Below are 18,205 nucleotides of genomic sequence, written 5' to 3' on the forward strand. Positions count from 1 at the left end.
GTCCTGCACGAGCTGGCCGTACGGCTCGGCCAGCCCCCGCACCGCTTCCCCAGCGACCCCCGAGCGGTCTACGACGAACTGCGCGCCGCCTCCCGCGGCGGGAAGGCCGACTACTCCGGCATCACCTGGGAGCGGCTCGACGCCGGCCAGGCCCTGCACTGGCCCTGCCCGGCCACCCGGGGCGGGCCGCCGCACCCGGGCACGCCCCGCATGTTCCTCGACGGCTTCGCCCACCCCGACGGGCGGGCCCGGTTCCAGGAGGTGGACCACCGGGAACCCGCCGAGACCACCGGCGAGCGCCACCCGCTGTGGGCGACCACCGGGCGGCTGGCCGGGCACTACCAGTCGGGCAGCCAGACCCGCCGGGTGCCCGAGCTGCTGCGGGCCGCGCCGGAGGCGGTGGTGGAGATCCACCCGGACACCGCGGCCCGCGCCGGCGTCGGCGAGGGCGACCTGGCGTGGGTGTCCTCGGCGCGCGGCCGGACCGCGGCGCGGGTCAGGCTGGTGCCCACCCTGCGGACGGACACCGTGTTCCTGCCGTTCCACTACGCGGACGACGGCCGGGCCAACCTGCTCACCGGCGCCGCGCTCGACCCGCGCAGCCGGATGCCGGAGTTCAAGGTGAGCGCGGTCCGCGTCACCCCGGCCGCGCCGGAGGAGGACGGGCAGCCGTGAGCGGCGGCGACGTGGTGATAGTCGGCGGCGGCCCGGCCGGGCACCGCCTGGCGGAGCAACTGCGCCACCACGGGCACGACGGCGCCGTCACCGTGCTGGACGCCGGGCCCGGCCCCGCCCACCAGCGGGCGCTGCTCCCCTCGGTGCTGGACGGCAGCCTGCCCCCGGACGCCGCGGAGCTGCCGCCGCTGCCCGCCGGGGTGCGGCACGAGCGGGGCGTCGCGGTGACCGGCGTGGACCGGGCGCGGCGGCGGGTGCGGACCACGGCGGGCGAGCACCGGTACGACACGCTGGTGCTGGCCACCGGCGCCCGGCCGAAGCTGCCCCGGCTGCCCGGGCTGAGGGCGCCCGGGGTCACCGGGCTGCGCTCCCCGGCCGACTGCGCCGCGGCCGGCGGGGAGCAGGCCGTGGTCCTGGGCGGCGGGCCGCTGGGCGTGGAGGCCGCGGCGGCGCTGCGGCGGGCGGGCCGCGAGGTGACGCTGGTGCACCGCGGGCCGCACCCGATGCACCGGCTGCTCGACGCCACCGCGGGCGGGCTGCTGGCCGGGCACCTGGCCGGGCTCGGCGTCCGGGTGGAGTGCGGCCGCCGCGCGGTGCGCGCGGAGCAGGGCAAGCTGGTGCTCGACGACGGCAGGGTGCTGCCCTGGGACGCGCTGGTGTGCTGCACCGGGGTCAGGCCCCGCACCGGGCTGGCCCGGGCGGCGGGCCTCGCGGTGCGCACCGGGGTGGTGGTGGACGAGCGACTGTGCACCGAAGACCCGCGGATCAGGGCCGTCGGGGGCTGCGCCGAGCCCGCCGGTCCTGGCCCGCGGCCGCTCGGCGCGGGCTGGGAACAGGCCGAGGCCCTGGCCCGCCTGCTGACCGGGCGGGCGGCCGCGCCGCCGCAGCGGGCGGTGCTCCGGCCGCGCCTGCCCGGGCTCGCGCTCGGCGTGCTCGGCCCGCGCCGGGCGCGCGGGCACGAGGTGGTGGCCTTCCACGACCCGGAGCGCGGCCGGTACGCGCGGCTGTCCGTGGACGCGGCGGGGCACCTGGCGCACGCCGTGGTGGTGGGCCTGCCGCGGGCGCTGGCCGCGCTCACCCAGCTCCACGACGCGGGCCGCCCGCTGCCCGGCGACCGCCTGGCGCTGCTGCTCGGCGAGGCGCGGACCTACGCCGCGTTGCCGCCGGGCGACGCGGTGCTGTGCCACTGCAACGGCGTCACCGAGGACGCCCTGGCCGGCGCCTGGCGGGGCGGCGCCCGCACCCCGCGCGCCCTGGCCGCCGCCACCCGCGCCACCACGGGCTGCGGCACCTGCGCGGACGCCCTGCGCGACCTGTGCGCCCGCCTGGCCGCCGCGCGGCCGGCCGAGGAAGGAGCGGACCCCCGCCCATGACTCCCGTTCCGCCCCCGCGCCGACTGGTGGTCGTCGGCCACGGCATGGCCGCCCACCGGCTCGTCACCGCGCTGCGCTCCCGCGACCGGCACGGCCGGTGGCGGGTGCTGGTCCTCGGCGAGGAGCCGCACCCCGCCTACGACCGGATCGCGCTCGCCGACCGGCTGGCCGGAGCCCCCGCCCGGGACCTGGCCCTGCCCGGGCACGGCCCCGACCCGCTGGTGGAGGTGCGCACCCGCGCGCGGGTGACCGCGGTGGACCCGGCCGCGCGCACCGTCCGCACCGCCGACGGCGGCCCGCTGCCCTACGACGCGCTGGTGCTGGCCACCGGGGCGGTGCCGTTCCGCCCGCCCGTGCCCGGCACCGGGCTGCCCGGCTGTGTCCCGTTCCGCACCCTCGCCGACGCCGACGCGATCCGCGCCGCCGCCGAGCCCGGCGCGCCGGTCGTGGTGGTCGGCGGCGGCCTGCTCGGCCTGGAGACGGCCGACGCGCTGCGCCGCCGCCTCGGCATGCGCCCGCACGTGGTGGAGGCGGCGCCGCGCCTGATGCCCGCCCAGCTCGACGCCCCCGCCGCCCGGCTGCTCGCCGCCCGGCTGCGCCGCGCCGGGCTGCGCCTGCACTGCGGGGTGCCGCTGCGCTCCGTCGACGCGGGGCCGGACGGCCGGGTGGACGGGGTGACGCTGGCCGACGGCACCCGCGTCCCGGCGGGCCTGGTGGTGCTCTCCGCCGGGGTGCGCCCCAGGGACGACCTGGCCGAGGCCGCCGGGCTGCCCCGGGGCGAGCGCGGCGGCTTCCTGGTGGACGACCTCTGCCGCACCCCCGACCCCCGGGTGTGGGCCGTCGGCGACTGCGCCGCCCTCGGCGGGCGCTGCCCCGGCACGGTGGCCCCCGGCTACCGCATGGCCGAGTCGGTCGCCGCGCAGCTTCTCGGCGAGCCGGCCCCGCCCGCCGCCGGCGCCGCGGACACCGTCACCGTCCTGAAGGTGCCCGCCCCGCACGTCGCCGCGCTCGGCGACCCGCACCCCCGCGTCCCGGGCACCGTCGAGTTCAGCCGGGCGGAGGGCTCCCGCTACGCCAGGCTGCTGCTGTCCCCCGACGCCCGCACCCTGCTGGGCGCGGTGCTGGTCGGCCACGCCGCGGCGCTGCCCCGGCTGCGCCCGCTGATCGGGCGGGAGCTGACCGCGCCGGTGGAGCGGCTGCTGGAGTGAGGGCGCGGGCGGGGCCCGCCCGCGGTCACAGGCCGAACAGCCGCGCCGCGTTGTCGTGGCAGACCGCGCGCAGCCAGCCGGTGCCCAGCCCCGTGCGCTCCAGGCCCTCCAGGGCCTCGGCGTACGGGTAGGGGATGTTGGGGAAGTCCGTGCCCAGCAGGACGCGGTCGCCCAGGGCGGCCAGGCGGGGCAGGGCGGCGCGGGGGAACGGGGCCATGGCCTCGGCGAAGTCGGTGAAGACCATCGTGGTGTCGAGCATGACCCGCTCGTGGCGCTCCGCCAGGTCCAGGAATTCGGTGTACTCCGGCAGGCCCAGATGGGCGACGACCAGGCGCAGCCGCGGGTGGCGGGCCAGGAGCCGGGCGATCGGGCCGGGCCCGGTGTGCGCGCCGGGCACCGGGCCCGAGCCGCAGTGGGTGACCACCGGCACCCCGCTGTCGGCGAGCAGGCTCCAGGCGTCGTCGAGCAGCGGGTCGTTGGGGTCGAAGCCGCCCACCTGGAGGTGGCACTTGAAGACCCGCGCGCCCTGCTCCAGGGCCCGCCGGACGTCGCCGGGGGCGCTCGGCTCGGCGTGGAAGGTCGCCGTGTGCAGGCAGCCGGGGGTGCGGGCGGCGAAGTCGGCGGCCCAGTCGTTCAGGGACCGCGCCATGCCGGGCTTGTGCGGGTACAGCATCGCGGTGAACGCCCGCACCCCGAAGCCGCGCAGCACCGCCAGGCGGCGCCGCTCGTCCGTGCGGTAGGCGATCGGCCAGGGGCGGGCGACCAGCGGCCCGGCCGCGTCGAAGTACGCCCACACCGCGGCCATCAGACGCGGCGGCATGAAGTGCGTGTGCACGTCCACCAGGTGCGGCAGCCCGGTCCGGCGCCGGAACGCCGCCACCCGGGCCGCGTCGTCCCCGGCCGGCCCGTCCCCGGCCTCCGCCGCCGTCACGGGGCGCGCCACCGGACGCCGGGTGGACCGGACGCGGCCCGCGCCGCCCTCACCGCGCCCACTGCCTCACTGCGCTCACTGCCTCACTGCCTCACTGCCCCCACGGTCCCCCGGTGTCCGACGGCGTGTCCAGGAACGGCACCCATTCCACCGCCGCCCCCGGACCCGCGCAAGGACAGCGCGGGGCCGGGCCGCCCTCCGGTGTACCCCGGTCCGGGGCGGGAAAGAGGCGGGGATGCGGTTGCGGCACAGCAGGCCCGGGGACTCCGGGTACACGCGGAGGCGGTGCGGCCGGGGTTTCCACTACCTGGACGCCTCCGGCGCCCCGCTGCGCGACCCGGGCGAGATCGCCCGGATCAAGGCGCTGGTCATCCCCCCGGCCTGGGCGGACGTGTGGATCTGCGCGCACCCGGGCGGGCACCTCCAGGCCGTCGGCACGGACTCGGCGGGCCGCCGCCAGTACCTGTACCACCCGCTGTTCCGCGCCCAGCAGGAGCAGAGCAAGCACGAGCACGTGCTGGACGTGGCCGAGGCGCTGCCCCGCGTCCGGGAGGCGGCCGAGGCGCACCTGTCGCTGCGCGGCCTGGTCAGGGAGCGGGTGCTGGCCACCGCGGTGCGCCTGCTCGACCTCGGGTTCTTCCGCATCGGCAGTGAGCGCTACGCCGACCGCAACAGCACCTACGGCCTGACCACCCTGCTGCGCGGGCACGCCCGCTGCGTGCGCGGGCAGGTCACCTTCGACTACCCGGCCAAGCACGGCAGGCAGCTCGTGCAGGCCGTCGCCGACCCGGCCACCTGCCGGGCGGTCACCGCGCTGCTGCGCCGCCGCGGCGGCGGCGACCGGCTGCTGGCCCACTGGGAGGGGCGGGCCTGGCACGACGTCACCGGCGAGGACCTCAACGCGTATCTGCGGGAGCTCGGCGGGGTGGACATCACCGCCAAGGACTTCCGCACCTGGCACGCCACCGTGCTGGCCGCCGTGGCCCTGGCCGTCTCCGAGCGGGCGCGCCCCACCCTGGCCGCCCGCCGCCGCGCCGTGGCCAGGGCGGCCCGCGAGGTCGCCGACTACCTCGGCAACACCCCGGCGGTCTGCCGCGCCTCGTACATCAATCCGCGGGTGGTCGAGCTGTACGAGGAGGGCGTCACCGTCGCCCCGGCGCTGGACCGCCTCGGCGAGGAGGCCGCGTTCGGGGTGCCCGCCACTCAGGGCGCGGTGGAGCGGGCGGTGCTGCGGATGCTGCGCACGGGCCGGGCGCCGCGGGAGTGAGGGCCGGTCAGGGGGTGTCGGCGCGGGCCGGGGCCCGGGAGGCGTCCGCGCCCCGGGCCGCCTTGGCGCGCACCTCCGCCAGGTACTCGGCGATGGCGGCCCGGTTGCGGGCCAGGCACGCGATGCGGCGGTCCATGCGGGACAGCTCCCCCTCCAGCGTGGCCAGCATCTGAGGGGTCGCGTCGGGGAAGTGGATGACGCGGGGCCGGTCCAGGCACGGCAGGATCTGCTTGATGATGCGGGTGGGCAGCCCGGCGTCGAGCAGGCCCCTGATCTGGAGCACCCGGTCCACCATGCGCTCGTCGTAGTACCGGTAGCCGTTCGCGCAGCGGGCGGGGGCGATGAGGCCCTGCTCCTCGTAGTAGCGCAGCAGCCTGCGCGACGTCCCGGTGCGCTCCGACAGCTCCCCGATGCGCATGTGCGCCACCTCACGGATCCCGGCTTGACCATCACATCAATGTGAGGCTTTGAGCATACGCGGCATGCGTACCGACACCGCACCGCGGGCCGTCCCCGGCGCGACGCGCGGCAGGCTCCCCCTGCCCGCGCTGCTCGCGCTGGCCACGGCCGTGTTCATCACCAGTCTGACCGAGACCCTGCCCGCGGGCGTGCTGCCCGCGATGAGCGCCGACCTGGGCGTCGGCGAGTCCGCCATGGGGCAGTCGGTGACCGTCTACGCCGTCGGCACCGCGCTCACCGCGATCCCGCTGTCCTCGGCCACGGCCGGGGTGCGCCGCAGGCGGCTGCTGCTGGCGGCGATGGCCGCCTTCGCCGCCGCCAACACCGTCACCGCCGTCTCCGGCAGCTACCCGCTGACCATGGCGGCCCGGTTCCTCGCCGGGGTGGCGGCCGGGCTCGCCTGGGCGCTGCTCGCCGGGTACGCCCGCCGCCTGGCGCCCGCCCACCTCCAGGGCAGGGCGGTCGCGGTCACCATGACGGGCATCCCGGTCGCGCTGTCCCTGGGCGTGCCCGCGGGGACGTTCCTCGGCGACACGCTGGGCTGGCGGACGGCGTTCGGCCTGATGACCGTGCTCGCCGTGGCGCTGATCTGGTGGATCGCCGCGGCCGTCCCCGACGTGCCGGGGCAGCGGCGGGACCGGGGCGCCGACCGCCCGCGCGCCCTGGCCGCGCCCGGCGTGGCGCCGGTGCTCACCGTCACCTTCGTGTTCGTGCTGGCACACACCGTGCTGTACACCTATGTCGCGGCGTTCCTGGACGACCTGGGCATGGGCGGCTCCACCGATCTGGTGCTGCTGGTCTTCGGCGCGGCGTCGCTGCTGAGCGTGTGGGGGGTGGGCGCCTGGGTGGACCGGGCGCTGCGCGCCCTGACCGTCGTGTCCGTGCTGCTGTTCGCCACGGCGGCCACCGTCCTGGCCGCCGGGTCCGGCGGCGCCCCCGCGGTGTACGCCGCCGCGGCGCTGTGGGGCCTGGGCTGGGGCGGCGCGCCGACGCTGCTCCAGACGGCGGCGGCCGACGCGGCGGGCGAGGCGGCCGACGCCGCGCAGGCGGCGCTGGTCACGCTGTGGAACGCGGCCATGGCGGGCGGCGGGGTGCTCGGCGGCGTCCTGCTCGGCGGGCTGGGCACCGGGGCGCTGCCGTGGAGCGTGCTGCCGCTCCTCGCGCCGGTGCTCGCGGTGGTGCTCGCCGCCCGGGTGCACGGCTTCCCCGCGCGGCGGGGGGCGCCCGGGCGGTGACGCGGGCGGCGCCCCGCCCGCTCCCGCGCCCCTCCACACGCCCGCTCCGTCCGCGCCCGCTCCGGGGCGCCGCCGGGGCGGGCGTCCGTGCGCCTGCCCGATACCTCCGCGGCGCCCTGCCCGCCGGGCCGCTCCCGCTGTGTTCTGTCTCACGGGGAGGCAACCTCGCCCGCCCCTTCCCCATCTTTCCCTGCGGCCGAGTGATCTTGGCCGGTCGGGCGGCGCGGCCGCTCGGTCAGCGCCAGCCGTCCCAGAAAGCACACCGCCCATGTCCCCAGCCACGCGCGTCCCCGCGCAGCCGTCCCGCCGCGGTGTGCTCACCGCGGCGGTGCTGTGCGCCCTGGTCCCCCTCGAGGCGGCTACGGGCTGGGGACGGGACAGCCCGGCGCGGCGGCCGCACCTGCCGCCGGACCGCGCCACGGCCGCGCCCACGGGGTCGTGGGCCGCCGCCGGGCGCGCGGTGCGCACGGAGGAGTCGGTGCTCCAGGTCGTCGCCCACCCCGACGACGACCTGTTCTTCATCAACCCCGAGGTCGGCCAGTCGCTGCGCTCGGGCCGCCCGCTGACCACCGTCTACCTCACCTCCGGCGAGGCCAACGGCCGCAACGCGCCCAAGGGCGCCAGGCGCCTGCTGTTCTTCCGCCCGCCCCGGGACAAGGCCAAGTACGCCAAGGCCCGGCAGAACGGCATCCGCGCCGCCTACGCCGAGATGGTCACCGGCGACCCGGCCACGCCCTGGCGGCGGCTGGTGATCGCCACGGCGGGCGGCGGCCTGGCCGAGCTTGACACCCTGGAAGGCCACCCGCACATCCGCCTGGTGTGGACGCTGCTGCGCGAGTCGGGCAGCGTGAAGAAGGACCGCCCGGAGAGCCTGTGCGGCCTGTGGCACGGCCGCACCCCGGCCCTGACCTCCCAGCTCGCCCACGGCGGCACCGCCACCCGCGACTTCGCGTACACCAGGGAGCAGTTGATCGACACCCTCGTCGGCCACCTGGAGCACTTCCGGCCGACCCAGGTGCGCATCCAGGACCCCACCCCGGGCCGCCACGGCCGCGACGGGGGGTACGCCGACCACCAGGACCACTTCCACGGCGCCCGGTTCGTCCAGGAGGCCCTGGCCAGGTACGCCGCGACCGGCCGGGGCCCGCACTTCACCGTCCAGGGGTACCTCGGCTACGGCACCAGCGCGCTGCCACCGTCCCTCGACCCGGCCTCGGGCGCCTCCAAGGCTCGCTCCGTGGAGACCTACGGGTGGGTGGACGCCGACGCCTGCCGGGACCCCGCGGGCTGCGGCGACCGCAAGGTGGCCGCCAACCCCCGGCCCAACTGGGCGCACAGCATCCACCACACGGGCGACGCCGGCACCTCGTGGCTGCGCACCGGCGGGGACGGCGGGCTGTGGGCGTTCGCCGTGCTCAGCGGCCGGATCGCCCACTGGCACCGCCCGGGCGGCGGCGCGGACGCCCGCTGGCGCGGCCCGCTGCTGCTGCCGGAGACCGGGGTGGACGCCGGGATCCGCCCGGTGGCGCTGCCCGACGGGCGGCTCGCCGTGTTCGGCACCCGCACCCTGTTCGGCGACCGGCCCGGCGGCTATCTGCGGGAGGCCGGCTGCACGGTGCAGGACTCCGCCGGGGCCTTCGGCCCGTGGCGGTCGCTCGGCACCCCCGAGGCCGACGACGCCTCCGGCACCTCCGACATCAGCGCCCCCGCGGTGTCGGTGCACGCGGACGGCACGATGACGGTGTTCCTGCGGGACAGCCGCAGACGGCTGGTGGCGCGGCGCCTGCGCGCGGACGGCCGGTGGACGCCGTGGCGGAGCGCGGGCGGCCGGAACCTGCACGGCGACCCGGTGGCCTGCACCGACGAGCGGGGCCGCGGCTATGTGCTGGCCGCCACGCCGCACACCGTGCTGGCCTGGGTGCAGGACCGGGACGGCGGCCCGGTGCGCGGCCCGCTGCCCACCGGGCTGCCGCCCACCACGCCCGCGCTGTCGGCGTGCCCCGACGGCGACGGGGTGCGGGTGTACTTCCGCAGGCCCCGGTCCGGGAACGTGCTCACCGCCCGGCTCACCGCCGAGGACCTCGCGCCCCCGGGGCGGCGCGGCGCCGGCCCCGCCCGGGTGCGGGTCGCCGACCTGGGCGGGGTGGCGGGCCACGGCCCGGTGAGCGCGACCGCCGCCGCGGGGGGCCGGGTGCTGCTGGCCGCGCGGTCCTCCACCGGGGACGTGGGGACGGCCTGGGCGGGCGCCGGGCGGGGCCGGCCGCGGTGGAGCCGCACGGGGTTCCTGGCCTCGGGCGCCCCCTCGGGCACCGCGCTGCCGTCGGGCGGCACCGCGCTCGCCGTGCTGGGCCTGGACGGCCGCCTGTACTGGACGCGCACCACGGGCCGGGGCGCCGCGCCGGTCCCGTGGGAGCCCGCGGTGGCCCCGCCGTCCCGCGGGGGTGCGCGGGAGCGCGCGGCGGCCACCGCCGGGGAGCGGGCCGCGGCCCGCTGAGGGCGGCCGGGCGGCTCAGATGCCCATGCGGGCGGCGACCCCGTCGAGGACGCAGTCCAGGCCGGTCTCGAACTGCCAGCGCGCGTCCACGGTGCGGGTGGCCTGCCGGAGGTGGCGGTGGTAGACGGGGTAGCGGCCGGTGTTCAGCAGCCACGTCATGCGCGGCGCGAGGCCCGTCCTGGTCTCCTCCCCGCAGGACCAGCCGCGCTCGCGCATCAGCCGCACCAGGCCGATCTCCTCCTGCACGGCGCCGCGCACATAGGCGTGCACGGTGCGCACCACCGCCGTCATCGCGTCGGAGCCCAGGCCGAGGCCGTCCAGCGCGGCCAGGGCCCACTCGGTGACGGCCAACTGGTTCGGCGTGGGCGGGCACACCGCCACCCCGGCCAGCCAGGGGTGCTCCAGGTAGACCGCCCGGGTGCGCACGGCGAGCGCGTGCATGGCCTCGCGCCAGCCCGCGGTGTCCTCCGGCAGGGGCAGCTCGCCGTGGACGAAGTCGGCCATGAGCTCCAGCAGCTCTTCCTTGCCGGACACGTAGCGGTAGGCGGCCATGGGGGCGACGCCCAGTTCGGTGGCCAGGCGGCGCATGGTGACGGCGTCGAGCCCCTCGGCGTCGGCGACGGCGACCGCGGCCGCGGCGATCCGCCGCGGGGTGAGCGCGGCCCGGGGCGCGGGCGCGGGCGACTCCAGCCGCTCCCACAGGTAGGGCCGGTCCGCGGGCGCGCTCCTGCCCTGCCGCTCTCCGGCTCCCCGCCGCTCTCCCGCCGGCTGCCGGTCCTCGGCCGCCTGCCGGTCGTTGGTGTCCTGCTGGTCCTGGGTGTCCTGCTGGTCTCGCGCGGGCACGGGAGCGGGCTCCTTCCGGCGGACGCCTTTCGTGTACAGCGTATCAGGGGTGTACGTTGTACACAGCCGTAGGTGTACGTTGTACACGCGCATGTACGACGTACAGTCTCCCCCAACCGAAGGTGGATGTCTTGACCTCGAACACCCAGGCGGCCCCCGCCGCCTCCGGCGCCCCCACCGTGTCCGGCGGCTCCGCCGCCCGCGCGTCGCAGATGCTGCTCCGGCCGTTCCAGTTGGGCCCGGTCACCCTGCCCAACCGGGTGGTGATGGCCCCCATGACCCGTGAGTTCTCCCCGGGCGGCGTGCCCGGTGAGGACGTGGCGCGGTACTACGCCAGGCGCGCGGCCGGCGGTGTGGGCCTGATCGTCACCGAGGGCACATATGTCGGCCACCCGTCGGCGGGCACCAGCGACCGCGTGCCCCGCTTCCACGGCGAGGACGCGCTCGCGGGCTGGGCGCGGGTCGCCGAGGCCGTCCACGAGGCGGGCGGGCGCATCGTTCCGCAGCTCTGGCACGTGGGCATGGCCCGCGCCGAGGGCACCCCGCCGGTGCCGCAGGCGCCCAGGCTCGGCCCGTCCGGGGTCCCGGTGATGCCCGGCACCGAGCCCGGTCGGGCGATGACGCTCGAGGACATAGACGCGGTGATCGAGGCCTTCGCCGCCGCCGCGGCCGCCGCCGAGGCCCGCGGCTTCGACGGCATCGAACTGCACGGGGCGCACGGCTACCTCATCGACCAGTTCCTGTGGGCGGGCACCAACCGGCGCGAGGACGCCTACGGCGGCGACCCGGCCTCCAGGACCCGGTTCGCCGCCGAGATCGTCGCGGCCTGCCGCCGGGCCGTCTCGCCGGACTTCCCGATCATCTTCCGCACCTCGCAGTGGAAGATGGGCGACTACGACGCGAAGATCGCGCAGACGCCGCAGGAGCTGGAGTTCGTGCTCACCACGCTGGCCGAGGCCGGGGCGGACGCCTTCCACTGCTCCACGCGCCGCTTCTGGCTGCCGGAGTTCACCGGCTCGGACCTGAACCTGGCGGGCTGGGCCAAGAAGCTCACCGGCCGGCCCGCGATCAGCGTCGGCTCGGTGGGCCTGGACACCGAGTTCATGCGCACGTTCAAGGGCGAGCAGAGCCGGGTGACGGACATCGACGCGCTGCTGGACCGCATGGAGCGCGACGAGTTCGACCTGATCGCGGTGGGCCGCGCGCTGCTGGGCGACCCCGAGTGGGTCACCAAGATCGTGAACGGCCGCACCGACGAGCTGCTGCCGTTCGACAGGTCGATGCTGGGCAGCCTGACCTGACGGCCGGTCCGGCGAGGACACGGTGAGGGCCCGGCCGGGCCCCGGCGCCCCGGGAGAGGAGGGCACCGGGCGCCCGGCCGGGCCCGTGCGCGTCGCACGGGCGGGCGGCGCCCGCACCCGGGTCGCCACCCACCCGGAACGCATCGGCGACCTCGCCGCCGGAGAAGCCGCCCCACTTCTCGCCGTGCCACCCGTGGGCGCCGGCCGGGGCGGTGACGAGCGTTCCGCTCAGCAGGAAGCCGACGGCGGGGCCGGGGCGCCCGGATCTCGCGCGCGGCACGGGCGTTCCTGTTTCCGCTCGCATCCCTGACGATGCGAGACGTTCGATATTTCGCATGCTAGCCAGCACCTCGGACGAGGACTTGGACGAAGCGGCAGGGCGCGCCAACACCGCGCACCCCCTCGTGGGCCCACCCGCCACCCACTCCCATTCCGTTCGAAATACCGATCACCATCCGGCAGTTCGTACTTTCTGCCGTCCGACACCTTGACCCGTCCGACTCGGGCTGCCTAGCGTTCAGCGCTGACGTCACTCCAGCCAGCGCACGGTGCAGGCCGCTCCCGCCCGCGCACTCCCCCCACCCCCACCGGCCCCGGCCCGAGGAAACGGACGCATGCCTCACCTCAGATCAGCGCCGCGCCTCTTCGCGGTCCTCACCAGCCTGATGGCCCTCCTCACCACCACCCTCGCCCTCTCCTCCCCCGCCACCGCCCGTCCGGGCGCGGCCGACGAGCCCTACGCGGGCTACCTGTTCGCGTACTTCACCGGCGAGGGCACCGCCGACGGCGAGCAGGTCAGGTTCGCGCTCAGCCGCGGCAACGACCCGCTGCACTGGCGGGAGCTCAACGGCGGCGCGCCGGTGCTCAACTCCGTCCTCGGCGACAAGGGCGTGCGCGACCCGTTCGTCATCCGCTCCCCCGAGGGCGACCGGTTCTTCCTCATCGCCACCGACCTGAAGATGCACGGCAACGGGGACTGGGACGCGGTGCAGCGCCACGGCAGCCGGTCGATCATGGTGTGGGAGTCCACCGACCTGGTGAACTGGTCGGAGCAGCGCTCGGTGCAGGTCTCCCCGCCCACCGCGGGCAACACCTGGGCGCCCGAGGCGTACTGGGACGCGGACCTCGGGAAGTACGTGGTGTTCTGGGCGTCCAAGCTGTACGCGGAGGACGACCCGCAGCACACCGGCGACACCTACAACCGCATGATGTACGCCACCACCTCGGACTTCCGCACCTTCAGCGAGGCCGAGGTGTGGAACGACCCCGGCTACTCGGTGATCGACTCCACGGTGATCGAGCACGACGGCACCTACCACCGCCTCACCAAGGACGAGCGCGGCACCGGCGAGTCCCCGTGCGGCAAGTTCATCCTCCAGGAGAAGTCCGCCGACCTGCTCGCCCGGAAGTGGGACTTCGTGGCCGACTGCATCGGCCGCGGCACCGACACCTCCCCCGGCATCTCCCGCGGCGAGGGCCCGACGGTGTTCAAGTCCAACACCGAGGACAAGTGGTACCTGTTCATCGACGAGTTCGGCGGGCGCGGCTACGTGCCGTTCGAGACCACCGACCTGGACTCGGGCAAGTGGACGATGTCCGACGACTACCGGCTGCCCGCCTCGCCGCGGCACGGCACGGTGCTGCCGGTCACCAAGGCCGAGTACGACCGCCTGCTCGCCAAGTGGGGCGTGCCGCCGGTGCGGGCCGACGAGAACGGCCTGGTCGGCCACTGGCCGCTCAAGGGCTCGGCCGCCGACGTCTCCGGGCACGGCTACCACGGCACCGCGAGCGGCGACGTGTCCTTCTCCGGTGACGCGCTGACGTTCGGCGGCACCGACGGCCATGTGAGGCTGCCGGACAACATGCTCTCCGGCGTGGACGCGGTCACGGTCTCCGCCGACGTGTGGGTGGACCCCGGGCAGCAGACCCCCTACTTCCTCTACGGCTTCGGCAACACCGCGGCGAACGGGCAGGGCAACGGCTATCTGTTCGCCACCGGAGGGTCGGCGGACAGCGGCTTCCGCGCCGCGCTGAGCACCGGGAACTGGTCAGCCGAGCAGGAGGTGGCCGCCGCCCGCGGCCTGCCGCGCGGCCAGTGGAAGAACGTCGTGTACACCGTCGAGGGGCGCACCGCCCGGCTCCACCTGGACGGCGCCGAGGTGGCCAGGAACGACAACGTCACCATCGCCCCGTCCGACATCGGCGGCGGCCGCACCACCGCCAACCACCTGGGCCGCTCCCAGTACACGGCGGACCGCCACTTCAAGGGGAAGATGCGGGACGTGCGGCTGTACAACCGCGCCCTGTCCGCCGACGAGATCGCCGCCCTGCCGTCGAACGCCACCGCGATCCGCTCGGTGACGCTGCCGCAGTTGAAGGTCCCGGCGATCGTGGACTCCGCGAGCTCCTCGGTCACCCTGCCGCTGAAGCCCGGCAGCAGGCTGACGGGGCTGCGCCCGGAGTTCTCCCTCGCGCCCGGCGCGACCCTCAGCCCGCGCAGCGGCAGGCCCGTCGACCTGCGCGAGCCCGTCACCTACACCGTCACCTCAGCGGACGGTGCCAAGCGGAAGTGGACCGTGACCGCCAGGCAGATGCGCACACCCGTGCTGCCCGGGTACAACGCCGACCCGAACATCGCCGTGTTCGGGGACACCTACTACATCTACCCGACCACGGACGGCTTCCCCGGCTGGGGCGGCACCACCTTCCACGCCTGGTCCTCCAAGGACCTGGTGCACTGGAAGGACCACGGCGTGATCCTCGACCTCGGCCCCGACGTGTCCTGGGCGGACGCCAGGGCCTGGGCGCCCGCCATCGCCGAACGCGACGGTAAGTACTACTTCTACTACTGCGCCGAGGCGAAGATCGGGGTCGCCGTCGCCGACTCGCCCACCGGGCCGTTCAAGGACTCGGGCAAGCCGCTGATCAGCGCCAACCCCGACGGGCGCGGCCAGGCGATCGACCCGGCGGTGTTCACCGACGACGACGGGCAGGCGTACCTGTACTGGGGCAACGGCTCGGCGTGGGTGGCGCCGCTGAACGACGACATGGTGTCGTTCGACCCGGCGAAGGTGCGGCAGCTCACCGGCCTGGCCGACTTCCGCGAGGGCCTGTTCACGGTGAAGCGCGGGGGCGTCTACCACCTGACGTACTCCATCGACGACACCCGCAGCGAGAACTACCGGGTCGGTTACGCGACCGCGACCAGCCCGCTCGGGCCGTTCACCAGCCGCGGCGTGATCCTGTCGAAGGACCCGGCCAAGGGCATCCTGGGCACCGGCCACAACTCGGTGCTCCGGGTCCCCGGCACCGACGAGTGGTACATCGTCTACCACCGGTTCGCGATCCCCGGCGGCGACGGCACGCACCGGGAGACCACCATCGACCGGCTGCGCTTCTCCGCCGACGGGCTGCTCGCGCCGGTGACGCCGACGCTGGAGGGCGTGGCCCCGCGGCCGGTGCCCCGCGGCCGGTCCTGACGCCCCCGCGGGCCCTCGATCGGAGGCCCGGTGCCGGGAGGGATCCGCTCCCCGGCACCGGGCCTCACCCCACGGTGATCCGCCCGGTGCCGGTGTCCTGTTCGACGTCGCCGGTGCGCACGGTCACGGACACCGTCCACACGCCCGCCATGGGCAGTTGGAAGTCCCGCGCCGTGAAGTAGCCGCCGACGTTCTTCAGCGGCACCTCCAGCGGGCCCACGTCACGCGCCGGAAGGGTGAACCTGATCCGCATGTCCGGGACGGCGGCGATCCCGCCGTCCGCGGCGTAGGCGAGCGCGTTCAGGTCGTTGGTGCCGGTGGTGCCCGGCTCCAGGTTCACCAGCACCTGCCCCTTGCCCGCGGGCGAGCCGGTGTCGAACGGGACGGCCACGTAGGCGGAGCCGGGCGCCGCGGGCAGCGCCGGGGCGTCCGCCGCCGCCCGCTGTGCGGAGCGGCCCGGCTCGGTGCCGGTGAGCGCGGTGGTGACGGACAGCACGAGCACGGCGACGGCGGCCTCCGCCAGCACCGAGCGGCGCAGCGCGGCTCGGCCGGGCGCGGCGGCGCCCCCGGTGCGGACCGGGGTGAGCAGCGCGGTGCGGCCCGGCGCGGGCCCGCCGCCCGCAGGACCCCCGTCCCCCGCTTCCCCGCCGCCCGCCGCGGGCGCCTCGCCGCCGCCCGCGGCGGCCGGGCCGCCCGACCGGCGCGCCGCCACCCACCGCCGCGAGCAGGACGCCGCGACCAGCAGCGCCGCCACCGCGCACAGCTTCGCCGTCAGCAGCCCGCCGTAGGAGGTGCCGGTCAGCGCCGCGAGCGAACCGAGCTGCCGCCAGGACTGGTACACCCCGGTGACGACCAGGGTCACCACCGCGGCGAAGGCCACCCGGGAGAACCGCTCCACCGCCCGCCCGGCGTCCCCCGGCTCCCGGAACAGCACCACCAGCAGCGCCGCGAGCCCGCCCAGCCAGGTGGCCGCGGCCAGCAGGTGCGCCACGTCCGCAGGGACGGCCACCGCCACCTGCGGCCCCGTGGAGGCGTGCTCGGCCAGCGCCCAGGTGCAGGCGAGCGCCGCCGCGAGCACCGCGCCCGCGCCGAGCGCCGCCCGCCGGGGCAGCGCCCGCGCGGCGAGCAGGTACGCCCCCGCCAGCGCGGTCAGCGCCAGCCGGGCCGTCAGCGCCTGGCCGGGGCCGCTGCCCAGGGTGCGCTCCAGCGCGGACGGGTCCACGGCGGCGCCGAGCCCGTCGCCCGACTCGTACGGGGCGCGCAGCAGCAACTGCCCGGCCGTGGCCGCGAGCAGCGCCGCGCACCCGGCGGCCGCCTGCCGCCGCAGCGACCGCGGCGGCGGCCCGCCGCGCAGGCACAGCAGCCAGAACCCGGCCGTGCCCACCAGCACCGCGAACCCGGCGTAGGCGAGGAACCGGGCCGCGCCGTACAGCGCTCCCGCCGCTCCCCCGCCGGGTTCCTGCCCCGGCACCTCGGCCCGGGTCGCGGACACCTCGCCGACGGAGAAGACGAACGCCCCGGAGACGGGGTGGCTGTCGGCGGACACCACCTTCCACGCCACCGTGAACGTGCCCCGCCCGAGCCCCGGCGGCAGGTCCACGCGGGCGGTGGCCCGGTCCCCGCCCACCCGCTCCGGCTCCCCGGCCCGGACCCGCCCGCCGTCCGGGGCGAAGACGCGCACCGAGTCGTCGAGCAGCGTCATGCCCTCGGTGAAGGTGAGCGTCACGTGCCGCGGCGCGGCCCGGAGCACCGAGTCGGCCGCCGGGCTGGTGGAGACCAGCTTGGAGTGGGCGGACGCCTGCCCGGCCCCGCCGAGCAGCAGCGCCAGCACGGCGGCGAGGACCAGCGCCGCGGCCCTCGCGGCGCCGCGGCGCGGTCGCAGTCGTTGCCTCATCGCCGGTGATCGTAACGGCGGCACCGAAGCCGCGACCGATGTTCGCGCAAACGCGCGAACACCGGACGTGTGGCCGCGGGCCGGTCCGGGCCCTAGCGTGGTGACGGAAGGTCCGGCCCCCCGGCGGTGGCGTCCCGGCCCCCGGCGGTGGCGCCCCGAGGAAGGTGATGACGCCGATGACCGACGACGCGGCACCCGTCCTGATCGACAGCGGCGGCGGCGCGTACCCGCCGGACCTGTACCGCTTCACCGCCGCCGCGGAACCGCTCGGCGACGCCGGGGACATCGGCGCCGAGCAGGTCGCCCGCTACCGGCGGGACGGCTTCCTCGCGGTGCGGCGCCTGTTCCGCGGTGAGCAGGTGCGGGCGGTGCTGGCCGGGCTCGAGGCCGTCCTGCGCGACCCGCGCGGCGCCCTGGTCGAGTACGAGGCGCGGGCGGCCGACCGCCCGCACGAGCCGGACGGACCGGACGGCGCGCGCCGTGTGCGCAAGCTGATGGGTTTCACCGGCGCCGACGCCCGACTGCGCGCCGCCGCCCTCGCCCCGGCGGTCCTGCGCGCCGCGCGACTGCTCACCGGGGCGCGGGACGTCGCCCTCATCCAGGACATGGCGCTGCTCAAACCGCCGGGCGGCGGCCGGGAGAAGCCCTGGCACCAGGACTGCGCCTTCTTCACCACCGCGCCGGGCACACCGGTCGTCGGGGTGTGGATCGCCCTGGACGAGGCGGGGCCCGACAACGGCTGCATGCATGTGATCCCCGGCTCGCACCGGGGCGGGCCGGTGCCGCACTTCAGGCGCCGCGACTTCCAGATCTGCGACACCGACGTGCGCCGCGACCTCGACGTGACGGTCCCCCTCCCCCCGGGCGGCGCCCTGTTCTTCGACGGCCTGCTGCACCACGGCACCCCCGCCAACCGCAGCCCCCGCCCGCGCCGCGCCGTGCAGTTCCACTACGCCCCCGCGTCCGCGCCCCGGGTCGGCGACGAGGAGCGCCTCGCGGTGTTCGGCGCGGAGGGCAGGGGCGCCACCTGCTAGGGCGTGGGCGGG

General features: G+C 76.9%; 13 protein-coding genes. 9 read left to right on the forward strand and 4 right to left on the reverse strand.

What is annotated here, in order from left to right; genetic code table 11:
* The 3 genes from ACYVO2_RS34570 to ACYVO2_RS34580 all read left to right on the forward strand — a co-directional run.
* Positions 1 to 675, forward strand: a 675-nt coding sequence (locus ACYVO2_RS34570) for a molybdopterin oxidoreductase family protein (RefSeq protein ID WP_461012062.1), incomplete at its 5' end; no start/stop codon positions are given.
* Positions 672 to 2,048, forward strand: coding sequence for an FAD-dependent oxidoreductase (locus tag ACYVO2_RS34575; protein WP_461012063.1), 1,377 nt, complete (start codon positions 672 to 674; stop codon positions 2,046 to 2,048). The genes ACYVO2_RS34570 and ACYVO2_RS34575, both read left to right, overlap by 4 nt.
* Positions 2,045 to 3,256 carry an NAD(P)/FAD-dependent oxidoreductase gene (locus ACYVO2_RS34580; RefSeq protein WP_461012064.1) on the forward strand — a complete coding sequence of 404 codons (1,212 nt, stop codon included), beginning with the start codon at positions 2,045 to 2,047 and terminating at the stop codon, positions 3,254 to 3,256. The genes ACYVO2_RS34575 and ACYVO2_RS34580 overlap by 4 nt, the downstream gene beginning before the upstream one ends.
* A 25-nt stretch (positions 3,257 to 3,281) precedes the next feature.
* Here ACYVO2_RS34580 and ACYVO2_RS34585 read toward each other — a convergent pair whose 3' ends face one another.
* A complete protein-coding gene (locus ACYVO2_RS34585) occupies positions 3,282 to 4,199 on the reverse strand; it encodes an amidohydrolase family protein (protein ID WP_461012065.1) in 918 nt (305 codons plus the stop codon).
* A gap of 223 nt (positions 4,200 to 4,422) precedes the next feature.
* Here ACYVO2_RS34585 and ACYVO2_RS34590 point away from each other — a divergent pair, with 223 nt between their 5' ends.
* The gene (locus ACYVO2_RS34590) at positions 4,423 to 5,454 is read left to right on the forward strand and encodes a DNA topoisomerase IB (RefSeq protein WP_461012066.1); all 1,032 of its coding nucleotides are present in this window, start codon (positions 4,423 to 4,425) and stop codon (positions 5,452 to 5,454) included.
* A 7-nt stretch (positions 5,455 to 5,461) separates the two neighbouring features.
* On the opposite strand, the gene ACYVO2_RS34595 is transcribed toward ACYVO2_RS34590, so the two are convergent.
* On the reverse strand, positions 5,462 to 5,872 hold the full coding sequence (locus ACYVO2_RS34595) for a MerR family transcriptional regulator (protein WP_461012067.1): 411 nt from the start codon (positions 5,870 to 5,872) through the stop codon (positions 5,462 to 5,464).
* A gap of 64 nt (positions 5,873 to 5,936) precedes the next feature.
* Here ACYVO2_RS34595 and ACYVO2_RS34600 point away from each other — a divergent pair, with 64 nt between their 5' ends.
* Both ACYVO2_RS34600 and ACYVO2_RS34605 read left to right on the forward strand, forming a co-directional pair.
* Positions 5,937 to 7,148, forward strand: coding sequence for an MFS transporter (locus ACYVO2_RS34600; protein ID WP_461012068.1), 1,212 nt, complete (start codon positions 5,937 to 5,939; stop codon positions 7,146 to 7,148).
* 268 nt (positions 7,149 to 7,416) lie between these two features.
* Complete coding sequence (locus tag ACYVO2_RS34605; protein ID WP_461012069.1) at positions 7,417 to 9,642, forward strand: PIG-L family deacetylase; 2,226 nt, start codon at positions 7,417 to 7,419, stop codon at positions 9,640 to 9,642.
* A gap of 15 nt (positions 9,643 to 9,657) precedes the next feature.
* Here the strand turns inward: ACYVO2_RS34605 and ACYVO2_RS34610 are convergent, their stop codons facing one another.
* Positions 9,658 to 10,485: a TetR/AcrR family transcriptional regulator gene (locus ACYVO2_RS34610; protein WP_461012070.1), complete on the reverse strand. Its 828-nt coding sequence runs from the start codon at positions 10,483 to 10,485 to the stop codon at positions 9,658 to 9,660.
* Positions 10,486 to 10,697: 212 nt separating this feature from the next.
* Here ACYVO2_RS34610 and ACYVO2_RS34615 point away from each other — a divergent pair, with 212 nt between their 5' ends.
* Positions 10,698 to 11,786 carry an NADH:flavin oxidoreductase gene (locus ACYVO2_RS34615; RefSeq protein ID WP_461012081.1) on the forward strand — a complete coding sequence of 363 codons (1,089 nt, stop codon included), beginning with the start codon at positions 10,698 to 10,700 and terminating at the stop codon, positions 11,784 to 11,786.
* A gap of 614 nt (positions 11,787 to 12,400) precedes the next feature.
* Positions 12,401 to 15,265: a family 43 glycosylhydrolase gene (locus ACYVO2_RS34620; RefSeq protein ID WP_461012071.1), complete on the forward strand. Its 2,865-nt coding sequence runs from the start codon at positions 12,401 to 12,403 to the stop codon at positions 15,263 to 15,265.
* Between the two features lie 64 nt (positions 15,266 to 15,329).
* Here the strand turns inward: ACYVO2_RS34620 and ACYVO2_RS34625 are convergent, their stop codons facing one another.
* Positions 15,330 to 17,159 (reverse strand): copper resistance CopC/CopD family protein, encoded by a 1,830-nt coding sequence (locus ACYVO2_RS34625; RefSeq protein ID WP_461012072.1) that lies wholly within the window; start codon positions 17,157 to 17,159, stop codon positions 15,330 to 15,332.
* A 176-nt stretch (positions 17,160 to 17,335) separates the two neighbouring features.
* Between ACYVO2_RS34625 and ACYVO2_RS34630 the strand changes: the two genes are divergently transcribed.
* The gene (locus ACYVO2_RS34630; RefSeq protein WP_461012073.1) at positions 17,336 to 18,193 is read left to right on the forward strand and encodes a phytanoyl-CoA dioxygenase family protein; all 858 of its coding nucleotides are present in this window, start codon (positions 17,336 to 17,338) and stop codon (positions 18,191 to 18,193) included.
* The last annotated feature ends 12 nt before the right edge of the window (positions 18,194 to 18,205 follow it).

The organism is Streptomyces capparidis (assembly GCF_054782095.1).

Excerpts from the sequence above, each read along its gene's own strand:
- ACYVO2_RS34600 (WP_461012068.1), top strand. The coding sequence starts at position 5,937 with ATGCGTACCGACACCGCACCGCGGGCCGTCCCCGGCGCGACGCGCGGC.
- ACYVO2_RS34605 (WP_461012069.1), top strand. The coding sequence starts at position 7,417 with ATGTCCCCAGCCACGCGCGTCCCCGCGCAGCCGTCCCGCCGCGGTGTG.
- ACYVO2_RS34625 (WP_461012072.1), bottom strand. The coding sequence starts at position 17,159 with ATGAGGCAACGACTGCGACCGCGCCGCGGCGCCGCGAGGGCCGCGGCG.
- ACYVO2_RS34615 (WP_461012081.1), top strand. The coding sequence starts at position 10,698 with ATGCTGCTCCGGCCGTTCCAGTTGGGCCCGGTCACCCTGCCCAACCGG.
- ACYVO2_RS34590 (WP_461012066.1), top strand. The coding sequence starts at position 4,423 with ATGCGGTTGCGGCACAGCAGGCCCGGGGACTCCGGGTACACGCGGAGG.
- ACYVO2_RS34630 (WP_461012073.1), top strand. The coding sequence starts at position 17,336 with ATGACCGACGACGCGGCACCCGTCCTGATCGACAGCGGCGGCGGCGCG.
- ACYVO2_RS34595 (WP_461012067.1), bottom strand. The coding sequence starts at position 5,872 with ATGCGCATCGGGGAGCTGTCGGAGCGCACCGGGACGTCGCGCAGGCTG.
- ACYVO2_RS34580 (WP_461012064.1), top strand. The coding sequence starts at position 2,045 with ATGACTCCCGTTCCGCCCCCGCGCCGACTGGTGGTCGTCGGCCACGGC.
- ACYVO2_RS34620 (WP_461012071.1), top strand. The coding sequence starts at position 12,401 with ATGCCTCACCTCAGATCAGCGCCGCGCCTCTTCGCGGTCCTCACCAGC.